This window comes from Kitasatospora sp. NPDC023120, assembly GCF_055560835.1.
Map to the genome: position 1 here is coordinate 39,777 of NZ_JBVHHY010000022.1, position 22,357 is coordinate 62,133.

The window sequence follows — 22,357 nt, forward strand, 5'->3', positions numbered from 1 at the left end:
GGCTCAGCCCCGGTGGGCGGGCAGGCCGTACTCGGCGGCGGCCAGCAGGTCGTGCATCCGGAGGCCGAAGTCCTCCATGTCGTGGGCCGGTTCGGGGAAGACCAGGCGGACGTCGCGGTGCCCGTCCGGGTGGTCCAGGCGCAGCACCAGGCCGTGGCGGTCCAGCGCGAGCGGGCGGACGTCCGGGTTGCGGGCGAGCAGCACCGGGTCGAGCAGACGGGTGAGGACCTCGAGGGCGTCGGCGTGCTCGTCGGTGAAGTGGGTGAGCAGCGCGGCCTCGTGGCGGGCCATCGGGTCGGGGCCGGCGAGGGCGAGGTCGGCGGCGGTGACCGCGCCGGTGCCGTACGGGGTGGCGAGGACGGCGTGGGCGACGTCGACGCGCAGGTGGACGCTGAGGCCGTCGTCGGCGAGGTGGGCCAGGTGCAGACGGCCGGCCAGGGTGAGGCGGGCGCGGATCCGGTCGCGGACGGCGACGGGGGAGACGTCGGTGACGTCCAGGACGACGGCGAGGCCGTCGGTGGCGTGGGCGGCGGCCGCGGTGAGCGGGGCGTCCAGCGGGGCGCGCATCCGCAGGCGGGAGCCGTGGACGGAGACCGGGGTGTCCAGGTCGTGGTGCTCGCCCAGGGCGCGGACGGTGAGCGAGGAGGTCGTGCCGAGCAGGCTGTGGACCCGTTCGGCGGTGGTGGGCTCGGGGACCTCGGTGTCGCCGGTGGGCAGGCTCATGGACGGACCTCCAGTTGGTTAGGTGAGCCTAACCTAATGTTGGTGGCGGGGTGTGGCAAGCGGGTGTCGGGACATGCCGAGGGCCCGGACGGGTCGTCCGGGTCCTCGGGGTGGCGGGGTATCGGGGTGCTCGGGTATTTGGGGTGCTCGGGTGTCGGGTGCCGGGGTGGCTGCGGCGGGCGGCGTCAGGCGATGACGGCCTGGGCGTCGATCTCGACCAGCATCGGCTCCTGCGGGAGCTCGACGAAGACGGTGGTGCGGCAGGGCTTCACGCCGCCGGGCTTGATGTTCTCCTCGATGAACTCGGCGTAGACCTCGTTCATCAGCGGGAAGTCGGCACGCTTGGTGAGGTAGACGCGGAACATCACCACGTCCTCGATGGTGGCGCCGCCGGCCTCGACGACGGCCTTGACGTTCTCCAGGGTGCGCCGGGTCTGTGCCTTCACGTCACCGTGGTGGAGGTACTCCCCGGTCGCCGGGTCCTGCGGGCCCTGTCCGGAGACCTGCAGGATCGGGCCCTTGCGGACGCCCTGGGAGAATACCCAGGCGGGGGCGGGGGCGCCGTCGGTGCGGATCTCGACCTTCTCGGCGGTCCGGGGCTGCCCGGTGGTCGGGGACTGCTCGGTGGTCGGGGACTGCTCGGCGGGCATGGGGCTGGGCTCCTTCGCGGTGACGGAGCGTCAGTTGTGGTCGGGGCGGCCGCAGTCGGCCGAGACGGCCCGGACGGTGGCGAGCAGCTGCGGGAGCAGGTCCAGCACCTGCTCGTACGGGAGGACGACGTCCGGGACGGAGATGGAGGCGGCGGCGACGACCCGGCCGCTGGCGTCCCGGATCGGCGCGGCCACGCAGTTGATGAAGGCCTCGTGCTCGGCGTGGTCCTGCGCCCAGCCCTGGGCGGCGACCTTCTCCAGCTCGGCCAGCAGCGCCTCGGGCGTGGTGAGGGTGCGTTCGGTGTGCGGGGTGAAGTCGATCCCGGCCGCCACCTGGCGCCGCTCGGGCAGCGGAAGGTCGGCCAGCAGCACCTTGGAGACGGCTGCACTGTGCAGGGCGGCGCGCAGGCCGATCAGCCGGGCTCCACCACCCTGGCCGCCCTGCTGCCGAGTTGGGCCGGCGAGGGGGGACCGGCCGCGACCCTCGCCAGGCTCGCCGACCCGGCGCAGTGCGCCCGGATCCGGTACGAGGTGGAGGAGAAGGGCAGCGACGGCTGCCGAGGTGTTCCTCGACCTGCTGCGCCGGGACGAGTTGGCCACCACGATCCTGCAGCACGTCGGGAACGAGGAGAACGTCCGGGCGATCATGCGCCACCGCGCGCACACCGTCGGCAGCGACGGGCTGCTGGTCGGCGCCCGCCCGCATCCGCGCGCCTGGGGCACCTTCCCGCGCTACCTCGGCCACTACAGCCGGGAGTCGGGCGTGCTGACGCTGGAGGAGACGGTCGCCCGGATGACCGGCCGGCCCGCCGCCCGCCTCGGCCTGGACCGGCGCGGCCGGATCGCCCCCGGCCACCACGCCGACCTGGTGCTCCTGGACCCCGAACGGGTCCGGGACGTCGCCACCTTCGAGCACCCCCGGCGGCCCGCCGAGGGCATCGAGTACGTGTACGTCAACGGCACCGCCGTCGTCCGGCAGGGTCGCACCACCGGCGCCCGGCCCGGGCGCGCCCTGCGCCGCACCGACCGAGGAACCCGAGCCGCATGAACTCCCTCTCCGCCCTGCAGGACGACCGGATGATCGCGGTGGTCCGCCGCGCCGAGCATCCGGGACGCCCCCGCGCTGTGCGCCGCACTCGCCGCCGGGGGCATTCACTGGACCGAATTCACGTACACCACACCGGATGTGACGAAGCATCTGCGAAGGTCGGCGCAGGCCGGGTACCGGGTCGGTGTCGGGACCGTGCTGACCGCGGAGCAGGCCGAGCGCGGGATCGCGGTCGGCGCGTCCTTCCTGGTCACGCCCGGCTGCCGGCCCGGGGTCGCGGAGGCTGCGCGGACCGCCGGGGTGCCGGTGGTGCTCGGGGCGCTCTCCCCGACCGAGGTGGCCCGGGCGGTGGACCTCGGCGCCGCCGCCGTCAAGATCTTCCCGGCCCGGGCGTTCGGCCCCGGCTACTTCAAGGACCTGCGCGGCCCGTACCCGGACGTCCCGCTGGTCGCCTCCGGCGGGGTGAACACGGGCAACGCCGCCGAGTTCCTGGCGCAGGGCGCGCTCGCGGTCTGCGCGGGGACGGACGTGCTGCCGCCGGACGCGGTCGCGGCGGGGGACTGGGCGGAGATCACCCGGCGGGCCCGGGCGTTCACGGCGGCCTGCGGGGTCGGGGTGCGGGCCCGGTAGCGGACCGGTGAAGGGTGCCAGGCGGGCTGTCCGGACGGCCGGGATTGGACGAGAATCGGTGGCACCCGGTTCGGCCCCGGCCGATTCCGGCCCGGCTCAGCCCCGCCCGGTGCACCCCGGGCCCCGGACCCGGTAGGAGGACCCCGCCCATGACCTCGACCCGCCCCGGCCCCGACTGGCTCGCCGACGCCGTCCTCTACCAGATCTACCCGCAGACCTTCGCCGACTCCGACGGCGACGGCATCGGCGACTTCGCCGGCATCGCCGAGCACCTCGACCACCTCGCCTGGCTCGGCGTCGACACCGTCTGGCTGAACCCCTGCTTCGCCTCGCCGTTCCGCGACGCCGGGTACGACATCACCGACTACCTCGCCCCCGCGCCGCGCTACGGCAGCACCGAGGGGCTGGTCGCACTGGTCGAAGCGGCACGCGGGAGGGGCATCCGGATCCTGCTGGACCTGGTCGCCGGACACACCTCCGACCGCCACCCCTGGTTCCTGACCTCCGCCGAGGACCCGTCCGACCACCGCTACATCTGGTCCGACGTGCAGGTCGACGGCTTCGTCGCCTCGCCCGGCAGCCGCCCCGGCTGGTACCGGCCGAACTTCTTCGACTGCCAGCCCGCCCTCAACTTCGGTTACGCGCGCAGCAGTTCGGACGAGCCCTGGCGCCAGCCGGTGGACGCCGAGGGCCCGCGCGCCAACCGGGCCGCACTGCGCGACATCATGGCGCACTGGCTCGACCTCGGCGTGGCCGGCTTCCGGGTGGACATGGCGTACTCCCTGGTCAAGGACGACCCGGGCAAGGCCGAGACCACCAAGCTCTGGACCGAGCTGCGCGACTGGCTGGACCGCACCCATCCCGAGGCCGCCCTGTTCGCCGAGTGGGGCGAACCGGCCGCCGCCGTCGCGGCCGGCTTCCACGCGGACTTCTTCCTGCACTTCGGCGGCGAGGACCACGGCCTTCCGCTGCGATCGCTGTGGAACAACAACGGCGGGACGGTCGAGGAGTTCTGGCAGCAGGACGTCTGCTACTTCGAGGCCGAGGGCCGCGGCACCCCGCAGACCTTCCTGGACGCCTGGCGCTCCGCCGCCGAACTCACCGAGGGCAACGGGCACATCGTGCTGCCCACCGCCAACCACGACTTCTCCCGGCTGGCCGCGGGCCCGCGCACCGCCGAGCAGCTCGCCCCCGCCTTCGCCTTCCTGCTCACCTGGCCCACCCTCCCGGCCGTCTACTACGGCGACGAGATCGGCATGCGCTACCTGCCCGGGCTGCCCGACACCGAGGGCAGCGTGCTCGGCCCGCGCTTCAACCGGGCCGGTTCGCGCACCCCGATGCAGTGGACGCCGGGGCCGACGGCGGGTTTCTCCAGCGCGCCGCCCGAGCGGCTGTACCTGCCGGTGGACCCTGACCTGCACCGCCCGGACGTGCTGTCCCAGCGGGCCGACCCGGCCTCGCTGCTGCACACCGTCCGGCGGCTGATCGCCCTGCGCCGGGCGCACCCAGGGCTGGGCTCCGCGGGCGGGCTGGAGGTCCGGCACACCGGGTACCCGCTGGTGTACACCCGGGCCGCCGGGCGGTACCTGGTGGCGGTCAACCCGCGCCGGGAGCCCGGGTCCGTGCCGCTGTCGGACCTGCTGCCGGGGCAGCCGGGGGGCGTGCGGCCGCTGGAGGTCCAGGGCGTGCGGGTGGCGGACGGTGAGCTGCGAGCGGACGGGTTCGCGTACGGGGTGTTCGAGCTGCGCTGAGCCGGGCTGGGCTGAACTGAGCCGCGCTGAGCGTGGCTGAGCGGAGCCGGTCGGTGGGGCCGGCTTCCGCTTACCGTCGGATGGTTGTAAGCTGCATCCATAGGTGGTTGCATTTACCACCTGAATTGGTTGTATTTGCCACCCTCTATGAACGAGGGACACCGACACCACCGGAGGACGGTCCGAACGTCATGAGCACACCCCAGCACCCAGCCGCGGCGCCCACCCTGCGGCAGTCGCTCAAGCACCTCGCCGTCCACCTGATCACCCCGCTGCTGATGTGCCTCGGCATGGCGCTCGCCTACCAGGGCGCCTTCCACCAGCCCGAGCCGCACCACCTCAAGGTCGCCGTCGTCGGCACCACGCCGCAGGCGCACGGCCTGGCGCAGGCCATCCAGCAGAAGGCCGGGAGCGCGCTCGACGTCCGTACCGTCGACGACCGCGCCGCCGCCGAGCAGCAGCTGCGCGACCGCGACCTGGTCGGTGCCTTCGTCCCGGACGCCGGGAGCCCCGAGCTGATCGTGGCCAAGGGCAACTCGGACACCTCGGTGGTGGCCGCGACGGCGGTGTTCACCAACGTCACCGACAAGCAGGGCGTTCCGCTGCACGTCACCGACCTCACCACCCCCGCCGAGGGCGACCCCACCGGCCAGGGGCTGTTCTTCCTGCTGGTCGCGCTGAGCATCGGCTCGTACGCGAGCGTCGCGGTGATCGGCGCCGCCGGAGCCGCGCTGGGCATGAAGGTCCGGGCGCTGGTCGGGCTGGCGGTCTCGCTGGTGGTCAGCGTGATCGGGATCGTCACCGCCGGGCCGGTGTTCCACGTGGTCGACCACGACCTCGCGGCGGTCTGGGCACTGGGCTGGCTCTACTCGGCGGGCGTCGTGCTGGTCGGCATCGGCCTGCACAGCTTCCTGAAGAAGTGGACCACGCTGGCGCTGATGGTGCTGTTCGTGATGCTTAACTTCACCTCCTCGGGCGGCATCTACCGGCCCGAGCTGCAGAACGGCTTCTTCGGCGCCCTGCACGGCTTCTGGACCGGCGCCGGCTTCCTCGAGGGCGCGCGCAGCATCCTGTACTTCGACGGCGGCGCGGGCCTCGGCGGGCACGTCGTGACGCTGCTGGTCTGGCTGCTGCTGGGCGGGGCGGCCGTGGTGGCCGGGGCGCTGTACGAGGGCCGCGGTCGCCGCCCGGTGGAGACGCCGGCGGAGGCCGAGGAGGAGATGGAGGAGGCGGTCGCGGTCTGACCGCACGGCACGGGAAGCGCGGTTCGACCGCGCCCCTCGGAAGGCTTCACCCGGCGCCAGGGCATCGGCACCGGGTGGGGATCGGCGGCCCGCGCCCGGCACCGGACAAGCCGGACGCGGGCCGAAGCGCGTCGCCCACGGCCGTCGGACGTGCGAGTGTCAGTCGTTCCGCCCCCGGCGGGTGGGCGGCGCGGTGAAGCAGCAGTCCCCGCAGAGCCCCGCGCCCGGCCCGACCCGGTAGTAGAGGCAGCAGCTGTTCCGCCGGAACGCCGTGCCGCGCGGACCGGTGCGCAGCGTGCCGGAACCGGCCAGCGGCGGTCGGTCCAGCAGCTCCGCGACCAACGCCCTTGCGGTGCCCGGCGCGTGGGCGTCCAGCACCCGCAGCGTGCCGGCCAATGCGGAGGCGGCGTTGCCGAGCAGCAGGCGCGGGGAGAGCGGGGCGGCGGCCCGGACGGCTGCAGCCAGCGGCTCCAACTGGCCGACCAGCACGGCCGCGTGGAGCTGGTCGGCGAGCGGTCCCGCGTCCGGCCGGGTGGGCTCCGGGAACGTCCAGAGGTCGAGCGGCCCCTGGTCCGGGATCCGTACCCAGGCGCGCTCCAGCGTCGGGACCGTCCCCAACAGGACGGCCGAGCCGAGGCCCACCGACCAGAACCGGGCGGCCAGCCCCAGGTGCAGGATCGAGGCGGCGACCCGGGGTTCGGCGGTGCCGAGCCGCTGCGCCACCACCCGGAGGCGGGCGGCCAGCGGCGCGTCCGGCCCGGTGCCGTACAGCTCGGACAGCGGGCAGAAGCCCTCGGGCGGGGCGACATCGCCGGGGGAACCGCCGGACGGGGTGTCCAGCGCGAAGTACGGGCCGACGGCGGCGAGTCGGCCGTAGTCGGGCGGCTGCCGGTCGGATGCGGGGTTCAACGGCCGTCCCCTGTGCGGTCGTTGAACCCCGCATCGACGCGCGGCGGGGCGGTCTGGCGGTCGAGGGACAACGGGGCCTCCGGGTCTGCGGTACTCGGTCGGGCGGCGGTGCGCAGCCCCGGCCGGACCCGAGAGGCCTGGCAGGCCCGGTCGGCCGGGTGTCAGTCGCGCACGGAGAAGTCACCGCTGGTCGTGCGGATGAACGGTACCGTGCCCTGGCAGTCCGAGATCGGCTGGCCGAACATGCCCCAGACCCAGCCCATCCGGTCGCCGTGCCGGCCGTTGTCCTCCACCGAGAGCGCGACCTTCTTGCCGACCAGCTCCTGGCCCGGGAACCACGGCGCCTCGCCCTTGGTGATCACCCCGGTGGCGATCGCCTCGCGGCCGCCGCCGGCCAGGCAGGTGATGTCGCCCTCGAAGTCGGCGACCAGCCGGCCGTCGGTGTGCACGTGCCGGACGTGGAAGTGGCCCGTGGTGCTGCGCGGATCGGTGTTGGTGGCGGTGCGGGCGTCCACCGAGATCTGCACCGGATCGCCCTCGAAGCCGTGGAACGCGGCGTTGAGCACGGTGTTGCCGGTGCCGCGCACGCTCACCGCTCCGAAGCCGTCCACGGCGGCGGCGAGTTCCGCCGGGGAGGCGGGTGCGGCGGAGGCCGGGGCTGCGGTGGCGACCGTCGCGGCCAGGAGGAGGAGCGAGGCTGCGGCGGTGGCGAGGCGACGGTTCATGGCGGTTCGTTCTCCTTGCGGGCGGTTGTTCCGACGGCTACGAGTCTGCTCCGGCCCGTCCGGGCAGACCTCCCGCTGCGGAGGGGAGTTGTCGGTGAGCGGCTCCCTCCCGGGGAGGAGCCCGCCTCCCCCGGGAGAGCTGCCCGTAGGCTCGGCCGGGTGCGCACCGAATCCCCGTCCAGCCCCGCCCGGTCGCGGTCCGCCCGGCTCCGGTGGCCGCCCGCCGTCCTCGCCGCGCTGCTGCTGTCGGCGCCGGTCGCGTTCGCTCACCCGGGCGACCGCGGCCCGGCCGTGCTGCTCGCCCTGTCGGCCGTCCTCGCCGCGGCGGTCGCGCTCCTGCCGTGGCCCACCCGAAGGATCACGCTCGGCGCGGCGGCAGCGGCGGTGGCCGGTGCCTCGCTGCTGCTCGACCTGCTCTACCCGGGGCCGTACCGGGTGCCCGCGTTCTGGCTGCCCTTCGAGTGGCTCGCGCTGCTCGGGGTGCTCTTCCGGGTCGTCCGTCGGCTGTCCGACCGGTGGGCGGGGCCGGTCGGCGGGCTGGTCGGGCTCGCGGCCGTCCTGCTGCCGCTGCGGTTCGCGCTCCGGACGCCCCAGGGCGGTGCGGCCGCTCCGGTGATCGGCGTGCTGTTCTCCCTGCTGCCGGTGCTCGGGGTCGCGGGGGCGGCCCTCTACCTGCGCGTCCTGGACGCCCGCCGGGAGCGGGCTGTCGCCCGGGCCCGGCGCGAGCAGCGGCTCGAAGTGGCCCGGGGGCTGCACGACTTCGTCGCCCACGAGATCACCGGCATCGTGCTGGAGGCCCAGGCCGGCCAACTCCCGGACCAGGAACCGGAGGAGACCGCCGCGCTGCTGCGCCGGCTGGAGGAGGCGGGGCTGCGGGCGCTGGACTCGATGGACGAGATGGTCGGCGCCCTGCGCGATCCGCAGGCCAGCCCTTGCCGGCAGAGCGGGCAGCACGAGCGGCGCGGGCAGGACGACTCGGCCACCGCAGCGACCACGCGCCGCCTGGGCCTGGCCGACCTGCCCGAACTGGTCGCCCGCTTCGGCGTGACGGGCGGCGGCCTGCGCGCCACCGCCGACCTCGCCCCCGGCACCGCCGACCTGCTTCCCGCCGAGACCCAGGCGACCGCCTATGCCGTCGTCCTGGAGGCCCTGACCAACATCCGCCGCCACGCCCCGCAGGCCACCGAGGTCGCCGTCCGGGCGGCCCCCGACGGGGACGGCGCGGTCCGGGTGACCGTCACGGACAACGGCGGCTCCGCCCGCAAGCCACTGCTGCGCCGCCGTCCGGGCTCCGGCGGCACCGGACTGGCCGGCCTCACCGCCCGCACCACCGCCCACGGCGGCTCGCTGACCGCGGGCCCGCTCGAACCCGCGGGCTGGCAGGTCAGCTGCGTGCTGCCGGGGCGGTAGCGGGCCGCGCGAGGTGTCCGAGCCGAACTGCAGGTGCAGGCCCGCCACCCGCGGGGCACCGGAGCGCCCGGGCCGCTGCCACAGCAGCGGGGAGGCGGCGGGGTCCGCGGGGGCGGCGCCGGCCGGGGAGGCCGCGAGGCCGGAGAGGACACGGCGCCGCCGAGGCCGAGACCGGAGGCACCGGCCAGGAGGCCGCGCCGGCTGACGGGGGGACGTCCACTGGAAGCGTTCATGGCGGTCAGCTCACCGTACGCAGATGAACCGCGCCGGGGCCGCCGCGTGAACTTTCCCGTCGGCGGCCGCGTGGCAGACTGCTCGGCGTGACGAGTGCGAACGGTGCGAGCAGTGCGAACAGTTCGAGTGGTGCGAGCAGTGCGAGCAGTGCGAACGGCGAGTCCCCGCGGGTGATCCGCACCCTGATCGCGGACGACCAGGAGGCCGTTCGGCGCGGTGTGCGGCGGCTCCTGGAGGCCCAACCGGACATCGAGGTGGTCGGGGAGGCCGCGGACGGGCTGTCCGCGCTCGAGCTGGCGGCCGAACTGCGGCCGGACGTCGCGCTGGTGGACATCCGGATGCCGCGGATGGATGGCCTGGAGCTGACCCGGCGGCTGGCCGGTCCGGGGGTGGCCGAGCCGGTGCGGGTGGTGGTGCTGACCACCTTCGACCTGGACGAGTACGTCTACCCGGCGCTGCAGCACGGGGCTTCGGGGTTCCTGCTGAAGCGTTCCGGTCCGTCCCTGCTGGCCGAGGCGGTGCGGGCGGCGGCGCACGGGGAGAGCCTGATCAGCCCGTCGGTCACGGTCCGGCTGCTGCGGCACGTGACGGCGCCGCGCCGCCCGGAGCGTCGGGGGCCCGCGGCCGCGGTGCCGCTCACCGAGCGGGAGGTGGAGATCGCCGGGCACGTCGCGGCGGGCCGCACCAACGCGGACATCGCCGCCGAGCTGTTCATCTCGCCGGGGACGGTGAAGACCCACGTCGCCAGCATCCAGCGCAAGCTCGGGGTGGCGAACCGGGTCGGGATCGCCGTGCACGCCTGGGAGATGGGCTACGTCGTACCGAACCAGGGCCTCGGGTAGGCGCGTCGGCCCGTACGGACAGCATTGCCCGCGGACATGGGCAGCGCATCCACGGAGCCGAGGGGATGCTCCGTGGACGCGCGGAACCTGCGAGGTGGGGGTGGCCTCCGGACGTCACGTCCTCCGGCCGGTAGTTCGATCGTCGACCGAGGTAGAAAAGCCAGCGGCAGACCCTGATCCGTCTCGATCTGTCGCCACTGCCTCCTGCGGTCGAACTCCTTCAGCTACCTCGCAGGTCCAATTCCCATCATGCGCCTCGCACGCCGCGTGCACCAGGGGTGAACCCCATGAATTCGGGCAATTTTCGCAAGTCGGGCGAGGTTGTTCTGGTTGGAGGGTGAGGCCGCTCGGTCTCGGGTCGGGTGAGGTTGCCGGGTCAGGACCGCGGCCACCCGTCCACGAAACTCAGCACCCGGTGGTACGGCCCCTCGGGCCCGGTGCTGCGGTAGTCCTCCGTGCTGCTGCCGGTGCGGACGGTGCGGTCGCCGTCGTGCCGTTGGGCGGTCGGGCGCAGGGTGTGGTCGACGGTGGAGCGCTCGGTGACGTGGCCGCCGGTCGCCGTGGTGGCCTCGCGGTGGTAGCCGAGGTCCATGGCGGTGGTCTGGTCGGTGTTGCCGGCCGCGTCGTGGCTCACCTTGTAGGTGACGTCCAGTGGTTCGCCCTCGTGGACGGTGGTGGTGCGGTGCGGCCCGCCGCCCCAGGTCGAGGTGGTGCGGGTGAGGTCGGTGCCGTCGTGCAGCGTGACGTCGTTGCCGCTGTCGCGCAGTTGCTGGCCGGAGCGGAAGGAGAGGTCGTCGCGGACCTCGGTGGTGATCCGGCCGTGCGAGGTCTGCACCCAGCCGCGGGCGAGGTCGTGCCGGGCGGCGGTGACGGTCCAGTCGCCGCTGCCGCCGCCGTGGTCGGTGAGCGCGGTGCCGACGGCGGCCTCGGGGGCGACCCGGTAGTCGGTGAGCTGCCCGGTGGTGCGGACGGTGCCGTGGTCGGTCTCGGCGAAGAGGTTGACCTGGCCGGTCCAGACGTCGTTGCTCTGTGCCTCGGCCGCGTTCACCGTGACACCGACGGTGTGCGGACGGCCGTCGAGCAGCAGGCCGACGTACGGCGTGAGGTCGAGCCGGTAGGCGGGCAGGTCGAAGGCGAAGACCCCGGGGACGGGCCGCCAGAGCAGCGGGTCCCAGCCGCCGGTGTAGATCACCGGGTACGGCCAGACCGCGCCGGCCACTCGTCCGTCCACGGTGAGCCGCAGCTCGCGGAACGGGCCCTTGCCGCAGAGGCCGAGACCCGGATTGGCGGCGACGAAGGCGTCCGGCGCGGAGGCGTACGCGAACTCCTCGCAGGCGCCGCCGCCGCGGGTGTAGACCTCGGCGGTGAGGCGTTCGAGGTTCTGCGGGAAGGTGAGTTCGCGTCCGGCGGCGGGGGCGGCCTGGGTGAGCGCGAACGGCCCGGTGGTGAGCAGCCGGTCGGCGCCGCGCGCGGCCGGTCGGCGGTCGTTCGCGGTGTAGAAGGTCAGGCTCGCGGTGATCGTGAAGACGCCGGTGTAGGTGGCGTCGGTGACGTTGGCGAGGTCGAAGGAGAACTCCTGCGGACCGGAGGCGAACAGCGGGGCGTAGCGGGTGACATCGCGCTCGACGTTCCATTCGATGCCGTCCTTGGACGGCTCCGGGGTGGAGGAGAGCAGCACCTGGACACCGCCCACGCGGACGCTGAAGATCCGGTCGAACTGCCGCCCGGCGACCTGCCCGTGGAGGTCGAGCACCACCGCCGACCAGGGGCCCGCGCAGTCGGCGGGCGCGGTGAGGGTGGCGGTGTACGGGGTGTCGGGCGGGTTTCCGTAGCCGTTGCGGAACTCTCGCCGGTGCATCGCCTCGACGGTGCAGGAGCGGGTGTCCGGGCGGGTCAGCGGCTTGGTGGCGGTGACCGGGTCGTGGTAGTCGGTGCCGAAGTCGGCGTGGGCGGGGCCGGCGGCGGTGAGGGTGCCGGCGAGGGTGAGGACGGCGGCACCGATCAAGCCGGCGGCGCGGCGGAGCAGCGGGCGCAGGGCCAAGGCGGATCCCCGGGTCTCGGGCGGCCCGCGGCACTGCCGCGGGCCGGAGGGATGATCCGGCATCCTTCCGGCGGTGGCATGCCAGCGTCAAGGGTGGTGGGGGTGGCGTTGCAACTGCTCCTGCTGCGGCTCGGGTTACTGCTCCTCGAGGGCCGCCGCCTCCTGCCGGATGAGGTCGCGCAGCGTGGCCAGCCGGGGGCGGCGGTCGTCAAGCCGCCACTGCATCTCCAGCGGCAGGGTGGCCCGCCCCTCCAGCCGTACGGTGGCCACGTCCTCGGTGAGGTGGCCGGTCATCGAGCCGGGCACCAGCGAGAAGGCGCGGTTGCGGGCGAGCAGGTAGAGCCGGGAGCCGACGATCCGCGGCGGGCTGACCAGCACCGGCGGGTCGACGCCGTGGTCCCCGCAGAGGCCGAGTACGTGGTCGTAGTAGCGGGGGTGCTGCTCGCGCGGCCACAACAGCAGTGGCAGGTCGCGCAGTTCGGCCAGGCGCAGGCCGGCCCGGGTGGCCAGCGGGTGGTCCCGGCCGAGCGCGACCAGCACTGGCTCGTCGGCGATCCGCTCCAGCCGGTAGCCGTCCACCTCCTCCAGGAAGCGGCCGAGCCCGATGTCGGCGAGTTCGGCGGCCAGGGTGGCGGAGACCTGGCCGGTGTCCACGGCGAGTTCGGCGGTGTCGAGCGCGGGCAGCTCCTGCTCGGCGCGGCTGACCACGGCGGGAAGCAGCCGGTTCACCACGCTGGGGGAGGCGACGATCCGGGCCGTACCGAGCCGGGACTCCTCGTGCAGCCGGACCCGGGTCAGCAGCGTCTCGGCCTGGCCGAGCAGCCGCGCGCTCTCGGCGGCCATCACCTCGCCCGCCTCGGTGAGCGCGACCGAGCGGCGGCTGCGGTCGAACAGCTCGACGCCGACCGTCCGCTCCAGCCGGGCGACCTCCTGGCTGACCGTCGGCTGCGAGATGTGCAGGCGCTCGGCGGCCCGTCCGAAGTGCAGTGTCTCGGCGACGGTCAGGAAGACCTCCAGCTGACGCAAGGTGAAACCCATGCTCGCCAGGGTAGGCGAAGTGTGGACGAACCAATAGGCGTGGGCCTATCGGAAGCCCCAGGACGCATTCTGGATTCCGATGCGAGCCGTCCATACGCTGATCATCACGTTGCCCCACCGCAGTGGCATCTCACAGAGAGTTGGCATCATGACCGGACTGCCGCCCAGCACCCCCACCGCCCTCTCCGGCTCCGCCACTTCCGCCGGCTCCTTCACCTCCACAGGCTCCGCCGTCCGCGTCGCCGAGGAGGTCGTGCGGGCCCTCGCCGACGGCCGGCCCGTGGTCGCCCTGGAGTCGACCATCTTCACCCACGGCCTGCCGCGCCCCCGCAACCTGGCCGTCGCGCTGGAGGCGGAGCAGCAGCTGCGGGAAGCCGGCGTCGTCCCGGCGACCATCGGTGTGCACGCCGGGGTGCCGACGGTCGGTCTGAGCACCGAGCAGATCACCGAACTCTCCGCAGCCGACGGCCTGGACAAGGTCAGCCTGCGCGACCTGCCCGTCGTCGCCGCGTTCGGCCGGCACGGCGGCACCACCGTCGCCGCGACCGCCTTCCTGGCTCACCGCGCGGGCATCCGGGTGTTCTCCACCGGCGGCCTCGGCGGCGTGCACTTCGGCGCCTCCGAGAGCTTCGACGAGTCGGCCGACATGACCACCCTGGCCGCCACCCCGGTCACCGTGATCAGCGCGGGCGTGAAGTCGATCCTCGACATCCGGGCCACCCTGGAACGCTTCGAGACCCTCAACATCCCGGTCATCGGCTACCGCACCCGCAAGTACCCCGGCTTCTACATCACCGACTCCGGCCACGAGATCAACTTCAGCGTCGAGTCGCCCGAGGAGGCCGCCAAGGTCATCGACGCCCGCGACCGGCTCGACCTGCCGCAGGCCGTCCTGATCGCCAACCCGGTCGACCCGGCCAAGCAGCTTCCGCCGGAGGAGCTGGACGGCATCCTGGAGCGCGCCTGGGCCGAGGCCGAGCGCCAGGGCATCACCGGCAACGCCTCCACGCCCTTCCTGCTCGACCACATCCAGCGCGACACCGGTGGCCGCAGCCTGGAGGTCAACGTCGAGGTCTACCGCGGCAACGTCCGCCTCGGCGGCGAGATCGCCACCGCCCTGGCCGCATCGGCCGTCGAGACCGGGGCCTGAGCCGTGCTGGGGGTGCTCGGCGACCTCGTCGAGGACATCGTGGTCTGGGTCGACGGACCGCTGCGGCACGGCACCGACTCCGGCGCCCAGGTCTTCCGGCGGCGCGGCGGCAGCGCCGCCAACGTCGCCTGCTTCGCCGCCGGGCAGTACCCGGCCCGCTTCCTCGGCTGCGTCGGCGAGGACACGGTCGGGGACGCCGTGGTCGCCGAACTGAGCGGCCACGGCGTCGACGTGAGGGTCTCCCGGCGCGGGCAGACCGGCAGCATCGTGGTGCTGATCGACCGCGACGGCGAGCGGACCATGCTGCCCGACCGGGGCGCCGCCACCCTGCTGGAGCGCGTCCCGGACGAGTGGCTGGCCGGCCTCACCCACCTGCACGTGCCCGCCTACTCCTTCGACGGCGAGCCGGTCGGCGCCACCGCCGTGGACGCCCTCGACCGGGTCCGGCGGGCGGGCGGCACCACCTCGGTGGACGCCTCCTCCACCGGCATGCTGGAGCAGTTCGGACGGGAGCGATTCCTCGCCCTGCTGGCCGAGTTGGCGCCCACCTTCGTGTTCGCCAACCGCTCCGAGTCCGCCTTCCTCGGGCTGCTGGTGGACGGCCTGCCAGGGCCGGAGCGAGCCCGGCTGGCGGCCACCACGGTGGTCACCAAGGCGGGCGCCGAGGCGACCACCGTCGACGTGCCCGGCGAGGAGCTGTTCACGGTGCCGGTGCCGCCGGTGGCGGAGGTGCGCGACCTCACCGGGGCCGGGGACGCCTTCGCGGCGGGGTTCCTGGCCGGCTTCCTGAGCGGCGGGGGCCCGGAGACGGGGGACCTGCGGCGCGCGGTCGGGTCCGGGCACCGCAGCGCGGCCCGGGTGTTGGCCTCGCCGGGGGCTTCCTGCGGCGGGGGGTAGCGGGTCGCCGCCGGACGCTCTGTGCGCTCAGTGCAGGGCGTCCTTGCGCAGGGCGTCCTTGCGTAGGGCGTCCTTGCGCAGGAAGTGCTTCAGCTTCTGCCACGTCCAGGTGTTGACCACGTCCTCCGCGGTCAGCCAGCCGCGCTGCGCCGTGCCGATGCCGAAGCGCGGGTAGGCGAGGTGCGGGGTGGCGTGGGCGTCGCTGTCGATGCTGAACCGGACGCCGTGGCGCCTGGCCCGCAGGATGTCCTCGTCGCGCAGGTCGAGCCGCTGCGGCGAGCTGTTGATCTCGATCGCGGTGCCGGTGCGCGCGGCGGCCTCGAACACCGCGTCCAGGTCGACGTCGATCGGGCCGCGGCTGCCGATCCGGCGGGTGGTGAGGTGCCCGATGACGTGCACGTACGGGTTCTCGCAGGCGCGGATCAACCGGCGGGTCTGGGCGGCGCGGTCGAGGGTGAAGTGCGAGTGCACGGAGGCCACGCAGACGTCGAAGCCGGCCAGGAACTCGGGCGGCCAGTCAACGCCGCCGTCCGGGTCGATGTTCAGCTCGGTGCCGTGGAGCAGGCGCAACTTACGGTGCCGGTCGGCCAGTCGGCGCAGTTCGTCGCGCTGGGCGAGGATCTTCTCGTCGGTCATCCGCTGCATCACCAGGTTCGGTGCGTGGTCGGTGACGGCGAAGTAGGAGTAGCCACGGGCGGCCGCGGTGTCGATCATCTCCTCCAGGGTGGCCAGCCCGTCGGTCAGGTCGGTGTGCGTGTGCAGGTCGCCGCGCAGGTCGGACTCCTGGACGAGGTCCGGGAGTTCACCGTTCAGGGCGGCCTCGATCTCGCCCCGGTCCTCGCGCAGCGGCGGCGCGATCCACGGCAGGCCGAGCGCCGCGTACACCTCGTCCTCGGTCTCCGAGACCACCTTGGCGCCGCCGTCCACCTCGAACAGCCCGTACTCGGAGAGCTTCAGCCCGGCCCGCACGGCCATCGTGCGCAGCTTGATGTTGTGCGCCTTCGAGCCGGTGAAGTAGACCAGCGCCGCACCCCAGTCCTCCTCCGGGACGACCCGCAGGTCCACCTGGACGCCCCGCGTGGTGCGCACCGAGGTCTTGGTCGTCCCGCTCCCGATCACCTCCGCCACGTACGGGAGTTCGCTGAGCGCGGCCATCAGCGGGGCGGAGTCCTCGGCGGTCGCGAGCACGTCGATGTCGCCCACCGTCTCGCGCATCCGGCGCAGTGAGCCCGCGTACGCGCAGCGGGTGCAGCCGGGGACCGCGGAGAGCGCGGCGACCAGCTGCTCGGCCAGCTCGGTGGCGGCGTCCAGCAGGGTCCGGCCGCCGGACTGCCGCATCAGCTCGATGCCGTGCAGGATCTTCTCGCCGCTGCGCTCGCCGAAGCCGGCCAGGTCGGACAGCTTGTCGGCGCGGACCGCCTCGGCGAGCTCGTCCACCGAGGAGATGCCGAGGTCGCGGAAGAGGGTGAGGGCGCGCTTCGGGCCGACGCTGGGGACGGCCATCATCTCCCGTACGCCGGCCGGGATCTCGGCGCGCAGGGTCTCCAGGGCGGTGATCCTGCCGGAGGAGAGGTACTCGGCGATCTTCTCGGCGGTGGACTTGCCGACGCCGGGGATCTGCTGCAGACCCTTGACGTCCAGGCCGGCGAGGTCCTCGGGGTGACCGCCGACCGCGCGGGCGGCCTTCTCGTAGGCGCGGGCCCGGAAGGCGTCCCCACCGGTGATGTTGATCAGGTCGGCGTACTCCTGGAGCAGCTCGCCGACCTGGTCGTTGAGCCGGGGCATGGGGCAAGTCTAGGTGGGGTGGGGCGGGTTCGCCGGGTGTGCCCGGCAGCCCTCGGGGGAGGTCCACCGGGGGTGTTCCGCTGAGGGCTCCGCCGGGGTGTGACCCTTCCGGGGCGTTCCGCCGGGGGGCCGCCGGGGTGTGACCTTCCGGGGCGCTCCGCCGGGGGGGCGCCGGGTGTGGCCCTTCCGGGGCGTTCCGCCGGGGGCGGGCGGGTTCCGTCAGTCGTGGGCGACGGTCAGCAGCAGGACCACGGTCAGCCCGCCGCCGGGCGTGGTCTCGACCGCGAGCCGGCCGCCCGCCGCCAGCACCAGGCTGTGCAGGGCCGGCCCCACCGGGCCGTCCGGCCGCAGGCCCGCGAGCAGCCACTCGCGTGCCTCGGGCAGCTCGTAGGCGGCCCGGTCCGAGATCCGGATCTCCACCCTGCCGCGGCCCCGGCCGGCCTCCCGGGTGCCGTCGCGGCCGCCGTCCCGGCCCCGGGCCGCGGCCGCCCGTCCGGCCGACCGCCAGGCGGACGCGCCGCCTGTCACCTCGGCGCGGATCAGCACCCGGCCGCCCAGCGGGCTGCGCCGGATCGCGTGGTCGACCAGCCCGGCGAGGGCGGCCTCCAGCCGTCGGGCGTCCCCGGCCACCACCGGCAGCCCGGGTGCCAGCCGGACCGTGACGGCCGCCGAGCGGCCGCCGCCGCGCACCACCCGGCACACCACGTCGGCGACCTGGACGTGCCGGGCCATGGGCTCGCAGCCGGTCTGCCGACCGGTCCACCGCAGCCGGTCCAGCTCCGCGCGGGTGAGCGCCCGGGGCGCGGCCATGGTGCCGGAGTGGAACGGCCCGAAGGCCTCCTCGCCCTCGACGGCGACCTGCCCGCCCGCGCGCCCGTTGCCGCCCCTGCGCACGGTGCCACCCGCGCCGCCGCCGAACGCCGCGAGCGCCCGGGCCCCCGACGCGACGTAGCCCCAGAGCCTCCCGCGTGTCATCGCCCTGCCCCTCGTGCCTCACCGGCGGCCGTCATCCGTTCCGCGACCGACCGGGGCGGGCCGCTCGCGGGCCCTCCTGCCAGCCTGCGCCTCGCCCGCCCGGGTGACAATCCCGCTCCGGGACGCGAAGCCGGACCGGGCCCCCGCCGAGCGGCCGGTCGTACACCCGCCGACCGGCGGGGCGGACCGGGCGGTCGGACCCTCGGGGCGGGCTCCGGGGAACCGCAGAGAACTCTTCGCAAAAAACCCTTTGCAAACGTCTCTTTGCGGTTCTAGGCTCCTGCCATGACCGAAGACCAGGGCTGGAAGCACAGCGACGACCCGCACATCGCCATCACCGCCAAGGGCATGAAGGCGATGGCGCACCCCGTGCGCATGCAGCTGGTCGGACTGCTGCGCAGGCACGGCCCGTCCACGGCGACGCGGCTCGCCGCGCAGCTGGGGCTCAACTCCGGAGCCACCAGCTACCACCTGCGCCAGCTCGCCGCCGCGGGCTTCGTCGAGGAGGACCGGGAGCGCGGCAACGCCCGGGAGCGCTGGTGGCGTTCGGCCCACCAGCTCACCGTCTGGACGGGGGACGACATGGCGGACGAGGAACCGGACACGGCCGTCGGCTTCCTGCGGTCCGTCCTGGCCGCGCACACCCTGACCGGTCAGCGCGCGCTGGACGCCTTGGAGACCATGCCGCGGGAGTGGCGCCGGGTGACGGACCTCAGCGACCTCGTCCTGCAGCTCACGCCCGCCGAGGCCGAGCGGCTGGCCGGCGAGCTGTCCGAGGTCGTCGGGCGCTACCGCCGGATCGACGCCGACGGGCCGGTCCCGGAGGGCGCCGAGCAGGTCTCGGTGATCGTCCACGTCCTGCCCGACCCGAGCACCACAACCGAGGGGGGAACCGCATGACCACCGCCGTCGTCACCCCGTCCGCGCGCACCTTCCGGCCGCTGGTCGGGGTGCTGGCCGCCACGGTCGTCTCCGTCACCGGGACGCGCGTCTCGGCGATCGCCCTGCCCTGGTTCGTCCTGGCCACCACCGGCAGCGCCACCATGACGGGCCTGGTCGCCTTCGCCGAGTTGGCGCCGTACGTGCTGGTCAAGGCGCTGACCGGGCCGGTGGTCGACCGGTTGGGGCCGCGCGTGGTGTCCTGGACGACGGACGCGGTCAGCGCCACCGCGGCCGGGCTGGTGCCGCTGTTGCACGCGCAGGGGCTGCTCCCGTTCTGGGTGCTGCTGGTGATGGTCGCGGTGATCGGCGCGATGCGCGGTCCGGGGGACTTGGCCAAGTCGGTCATGGTGCCGGAGGCCGCCGACCACGCCCGGGTGCCGCTGGAGCGCGCGACCGGGCTGTCGGGGGTCACCGAGCGGCTGGCCTCCACCATCGGTCCGGCGGTCGGCGGCGGGCTGGTCGCGTTGATGGGCCCGCTGGCCGGTCTGGGGGTCAACGCGGCCACCTTCGCGCTCGGGTCGCTGATCATCGCGCTCGCGCTGCCACCCGGCATGGGGCGCCCGGCGGTGCCAGGTGCGGGTGCGGGGTCGTCGGGGCCGTCCGCGCCGTCCGGGGCGGCTTCGGGGGACGAGCCGGGCGGCGGCTACTGGCGGATGTTCCGCGAGGGCTTCGCCTTCCTGCGCTCCGAGCCGCTGCTGCTCGCCGTGATCGTGATGGTCGGCATCACCAATCTGCTCGACGCCGGTTTCACGACCGTCCTCGTCCCGGTCTGGGCGCGGGAGTCCGGGAACGGGCCGGCCGCCATCGGCCTGGCCGCCGGTGTCATGGGCGCCGCAGCGGTCGTCGGCAGCCTGATCGCGGCGGCCGTCGCCTCCCGCCTGCCCCGCCGGACGGTCTTCTTCGTCGGCTTCCTGCTGTGCGGCGCGCCCCGCTTCCTGGTGCTCGCCCTCGGCGCGCCGATGTGGCTGGTGCTCACGGTCTTCGTGATCGGCGGCTTCGGCTCCGGCTTCCTCAACCCGATCCTCGGTGCGGTGCTCTTCGAGCGGGTGCCCCGCCACCTGCTGGGCCGCGTGCACGCTCTCGGCGACTCCCTCGCCTGGGCCGGTATCCCCCTCGGCGGCCTCGTTGCGGGCGCGTCGGTCGCCCTGGTCGGCCTGATACCCAGCCTGATCGCGGCCGGAGCCCTCTACTTCGCCACCACGACGCTGGCCGGACTGCGGCCCGAGTGGCGCGAGATGGACCGCCTCCGGGGGCGTGCGGGCAGCGTCGACAGCTCGCCCGTCGGGCAGCAGTCGGCGGACGCCGAGCGGGAGCCGGCTGCGGTGCACTCGTAGGGATCGTCCGGCGGGGCGGCCGATCGCGGCCGTCTACCGGATCGCGCTGGTGGGCTCGGTGGCTTCGGGTACTGCCGGGGTGGGCGGATGGCCCGCCCAGTGGAGGAGCAGGAGGCTGGCCAGGGCAGCGAGGGCGCACCAGGTGGAGATGAAGGCGAGACGCCAGAGCAGGGCGCACACCAGGGCGCCGATGGCGGTGACGAGGCCGAGGCGGCGGAGCAGCCGGTCGCCGCCGGCGAGGAGGGAGCCGACAGTGGCCAGGAGGTAACCGGTCAGGAGGAGGGCAGGGTGCGGGATGCCGATGGCATACCCGAGGGTGTGGCCGCGCGCGGTGGCCGCCACCGGGTGGGAGACGACGGCAGCGGAGAGCGGAACGGCGACGGCCACGCCCAGCAGGGTGAGCCCGGCGAGCGCACGCCGACGCGGTCGGGTCGCCGCACACCACACCCCGGCCGGGACCAGGACGGGCAGCAGCGGGAGGGCGATCACCGCCCAGGCGGTGCGGGCCGCCCCGGCGAGCGCGGCAGGCAGCTCACCGTCCGTACCGAGCCAGACCAGCGCCTCGATCAGCTGGTGCAGACCCAGCACCAGCGGGAGTGCGGCGAGCGGCAACCGCTGCGGTCGGCCGGCCCGGTGGGCGCGGACCAGGCACGCCACGCCGACGGTCGCGACCACCCCGCCGACCACGGCGTCCGCCTGGGCGCTCCAGCACATCGGGGTCCCTAGCCGGGCTTCCCGGAACCGCCGTCGGGTCCGTCCTCGGGCCTGCCGCCGGCTTTGCCGCCGGGTCTTCCGTCGGGCCTGTCCTCGCCCCTGTCCTCGCCCCCGGCCTCGGCTTCGTCCTCGGGCTGGTCCTCGCCGCCGGATTCGCTGCCGACCCCGGACTCGTCCTCAGGTCCCGCCCCGATGCTCTCCAGGGTGTCGCGGACGGTGCCGGGCATCGCCGGGTGGCGGCCGATCACGATCACCCCGGTCACGATCGCCAGCATGCCGGCCGACTGCCAGGCCAGCGCGCTCGGCGTGACCTGTAGCCGGTCACCGAGGAAGCCGACCGCGCAGGCGATCCCGGCCAGCGGCTGGGCGGCGGTCAGCGCCGGCAGCGACATCCGCAGCGGCGCGGCCTCGAAGGCGCTCTGCACCAGCAGCAGTCCGACCACGCCCGCCGCCACCACCGCGTACGGCTGCCAGCTGCGCAGCACCGGCGACAGCCCCTCGTGGTCGAGGCGCAGGGTGGTGGTCCGGGTGAGCGCGTCCTGGAGGCCGTAGAGCAGCCCGGCGGCCAGCGCCAGCAGGGTCGCCTCCTCGAACAGCGGCAGCTTCCGTGCCAGTGCGACCAGGAGCACGACCAGCCCGACCACCGTACCGACCACCAGCCAGTGCCGCAGCTCCCCGGCGGGCGCCCCGCCGCCCGTCGGTCTCCCGGCCACGATGAAGGCGGTCACCCCGAGGCCGAGCAGCAACACCCCGGCCCAGCCGGAGCGGCCCAGGGTCTGACGGGTCAGCACCCGGGCAAGCGCCATGGCGAACAGCAGGTTGGTGGCCAGCAGCGGCTCGACCAGGGACACCTCGCCCTTGTTGAGCGCGAGCGCGGAGAGGATCAGCCCGCTGACCATGAACCCGGTCCCGAGCAGCCACTCGGGCATCCGCATCAGGTCCAGCAGCAGCCGCCAGTGCAGCAGGTCGGCACGCGGGGCTCGCTGTGCCGCGTGCTGCTGGAGGACGAAGCCGAGTCCCAGACAGCAGGCCGCGCTGAGGGCGAGGAGGAAGACCACCACGGAGGGACCACCAGGTTGTCGTGCCCGCCGCGCCGACGGTTCCTGGGTGGCTCGGCGGTCGCGGCCGCTTCCGTCAGCGTACCGCCGGGGCGGCGGGCGGGCCGATCGGAGGTGACGCGCGGGCATACGGGCGGCCGTTGCGGGCCGGTGTCGCCGCCGGCCGAGGGTGCGTAACCGCGCTGCGGCGCCCGGTGCCGTCCGCCGCGCTTGCCGCTACGGGCGGGGCAGGCGCACGCTGGTGTGAGCGGCCGCCA

The 22,357-nt window shown here is 74.5% G+C and carries 19 protein-coding genes and 2 pseudogenes; 10 read left to right on the forward strand and 11 right to left on the reverse strand.

Translation table 11 applies throughout. From position 1 onward, the window contains the following. Positions 1-3: 3 nt before the first annotated feature. From ACZ3TI_RS29005 to ACZ3TI_RS29015, 3 genes are all read right to left on the reverse strand, one after another. Entirely contained in the window at positions 4-723 is a 720-nt protein-coding gene (locus ACZ3TI_RS29005; RefSeq protein WP_465731273.1) for a DUF2470 domain-containing protein, read from the reverse strand. A 185-nt stretch (positions 724-908) separates the two neighbouring features. Further along, positions 909-1,373: a RidA family protein gene (locus ACZ3TI_RS29010; RefSeq protein ID WP_465731275.1), complete on the reverse strand. Its 465-nt coding sequence runs from the start codon at positions 1,371-1,373 to the stop codon at positions 909-911. A gap of 30 nt (positions 1,374-1,403) precedes the next feature. Further along, a complete protein-coding gene (locus ACZ3TI_RS29015) occupies positions 1,404-1,745 on the reverse strand; it encodes an IclR family transcriptional regulator (protein ID WP_465731277.1) in 342 nt (113 codons plus the stop codon). A gap of 45 nt (positions 1,746-1,790) precedes the next feature. On the opposite strand from ACZ3TI_RS29015, the pseudogene ACZ3TI_RS29020 reads away from it, so the two are divergent. From ACZ3TI_RS29020 to ACZ3TI_RS29035, 4 genes and pseudogenes are all read left to right on the forward strand, one after another. Next, positions 1,791-2,421 (forward strand): annotated as a pseudogene (locus ACZ3TI_RS29020) (amidohydrolase family protein); the annotation flags it as partial. A gap of 102 nt (positions 2,422-2,523) precedes the next feature. Then, positions 2,524-3,051 (forward strand): bifunctional 4-hydroxy-2-oxoglutarate aldolase/2-dehydro-3-deoxy-phosphogluconate aldolase, encoded by a 528-nt coding sequence (locus tag ACZ3TI_RS29025; protein ID WP_465731465.1) that lies wholly within the window; start codon positions 2,524-2,526, stop codon positions 3,049-3,051. A gap of 149 nt (positions 3,052-3,200) precedes the next feature. Beyond that, positions 3,201-4,802 carry an alpha-amylase family glycosyl hydrolase gene (locus ACZ3TI_RS29030; protein WP_465731279.1) on the forward strand — a complete coding sequence of 534 codons (1,602 nt, stop codon included), beginning with the start codon at positions 3,201-3,203 and terminating at the stop codon, positions 4,800-4,802. Between the two features lie 191 nt (positions 4,803-4,993). Next, entirely contained in the window at positions 4,994-6,046 is a 1,053-nt protein-coding gene (locus tag ACZ3TI_RS29035) for a hypothetical protein (protein WP_465731281.1), read from the forward strand. Positions 6,047-6,205: 159 nt separating this feature from the next. On the opposite strand, the gene ACZ3TI_RS29040 is transcribed toward ACZ3TI_RS29035, so the two are convergent. Continuing rightward, positions 6,206-6,955, reverse strand: a complete 750-nt coding sequence (locus ACZ3TI_RS29040) for a (2Fe-2S)-binding protein (protein ID WP_465731283.1) — start codon at positions 6,953-6,955, stop codon at positions 6,206-6,208. Positions 6,956-7,116: 161 nt separating this feature from the next. Continuing rightward, positions 7,117-7,680: a hypothetical protein gene (locus ACZ3TI_RS29045; RefSeq protein WP_465731285.1), complete on the reverse strand. Its 564-nt coding sequence runs from the start codon at positions 7,678-7,680 to the stop codon at positions 7,117-7,119. Between the two features lie 159 nt (positions 7,681-7,839). Here ACZ3TI_RS29045 and ACZ3TI_RS29050 point away from each other — a divergent pair, with 159 nt between their 5' ends. Next, the gene (locus tag ACZ3TI_RS29050; protein WP_465731287.1) at positions 7,840-9,090 is read left to right on the forward strand and encodes a sensor histidine kinase; all 1,251 of its coding nucleotides are present in this window, start codon (positions 7,840-7,842) and stop codon (positions 9,088-9,090) included. 404 nt (positions 9,091-9,494) lie between these two features. After that, positions 9,495-10,166 (forward strand): response regulator, encoded by a 672-nt coding sequence (locus ACZ3TI_RS29055; RefSeq protein ID WP_465731467.1) that lies wholly within the window; start codon positions 9,495-9,497, stop codon positions 10,164-10,166. Between the two features lie 376 nt (positions 10,167-10,542). Here the strand turns inward: ACZ3TI_RS29055 and ACZ3TI_RS29060 are convergent, their stop codons facing one another. Both ACZ3TI_RS29060 and ACZ3TI_RS29065 read right to left on the reverse strand, forming a co-directional pair. Continuing rightward, the gene (locus tag ACZ3TI_RS29060) at positions 10,543-12,207 is read right to left on the reverse strand and encodes a peptide-N4-asparagine amidase (RefSeq protein ID WP_465731289.1); all 1,665 of its coding nucleotides are present in this window, start codon (positions 12,205-12,207) and stop codon (positions 10,543-10,545) included. A 135-nt stretch (positions 12,208-12,342) separates the two neighbouring features. Beyond that, positions 12,343-13,245, reverse strand: a complete 903-nt coding sequence (locus ACZ3TI_RS29065) for a LysR family transcriptional regulator (protein WP_465731291.1) — start codon at positions 13,243-13,245, stop codon at positions 12,343-12,345. A gap of 148 nt (positions 13,246-13,393) precedes the next feature. Here ACZ3TI_RS29065 and ACZ3TI_RS29070 point away from each other — a divergent pair, with 148 nt between their 5' ends. Both ACZ3TI_RS29070 and ACZ3TI_RS29075 read left to right on the forward strand, forming a co-directional pair. Then, positions 13,394-14,395 (forward strand): pseudouridine-5'-phosphate glycosidase, encoded by a 1,002-nt coding sequence (locus ACZ3TI_RS29070; RefSeq protein ID WP_465731293.1) that lies wholly within the window; start codon positions 13,394-13,396, stop codon positions 14,393-14,395. A gap of 3 nt (positions 14,396-14,398) precedes the next feature. Further along, positions 14,399-15,292, forward strand: a complete 894-nt coding sequence (locus tag ACZ3TI_RS29075; protein ID WP_465731295.1) for a carbohydrate kinase family protein — start codon at positions 14,399-14,401, stop codon at positions 15,290-15,292. Between the two features lie 27 nt (positions 15,293-15,319). On the opposite strand, the gene polX is transcribed toward ACZ3TI_RS29075, so the two are convergent. After that, on the reverse strand, positions 15,320-17,077 hold the full coding sequence (gene polX / locus ACZ3TI_RS29080; protein ID WP_465731297.1) for a DNA polymerase/3'-5' exonuclease PolX: 1,758 nt from the start codon (positions 17,075-17,077) through the stop codon (positions 15,320-15,322). Between the two features lie 219 nt (positions 17,078-17,296). Beyond that, positions 17,297-18,052, reverse strand: a complete 756-nt coding sequence (locus tag ACZ3TI_RS29085) for a histidine kinase (RefSeq protein ID WP_465731299.1) — start codon at positions 18,050-18,052, stop codon at positions 17,297-17,299. 285 nt (positions 18,053-18,337) lie between these two features. On the opposite strand from ACZ3TI_RS29085, the gene ACZ3TI_RS29090 reads away from it, so the two are divergent. Together ACZ3TI_RS29090 and ACZ3TI_RS29095 are read left to right on the forward strand one after the other, a co-directional pair. Next, positions 18,338-18,952 (forward strand): ArsR/SmtB family transcription factor, encoded by a 615-nt coding sequence (locus ACZ3TI_RS29090; protein ID WP_465731301.1) that lies wholly within the window; start codon positions 18,338-18,340, stop codon positions 18,950-18,952. After that, positions 18,949-20,328 (forward strand): MFS transporter, encoded by a 1,380-nt coding sequence (locus tag ACZ3TI_RS29095; protein WP_465731303.1) that lies wholly within the window; start codon positions 18,949-18,951, stop codon positions 20,326-20,328. The genes ACZ3TI_RS29090 and ACZ3TI_RS29095 overlap by 4 nt, the downstream gene beginning before the upstream one ends. A 33-nt stretch (positions 20,329-20,361) precedes the next feature. Here the strand turns inward: ACZ3TI_RS29095 and ACZ3TI_RS29100 are convergent, their stop codons facing one another. Then, a complete protein-coding gene (locus ACZ3TI_RS29100) occupies positions 20,362-21,042 on the reverse strand; it encodes a DUF6629 family protein (RefSeq protein ID WP_465731305.1) in 681 nt (226 codons plus the stop codon). Between the two features lie 221 nt (positions 21,043-21,263). Continuing rightward, positions 21,264-22,103, reverse strand: a pseudogene (locus tag ACZ3TI_RS29105) (DMT family transporter); the annotation flags it as partial. Positions 22,104-22,357: the final 254 nt, after the last annotated feature.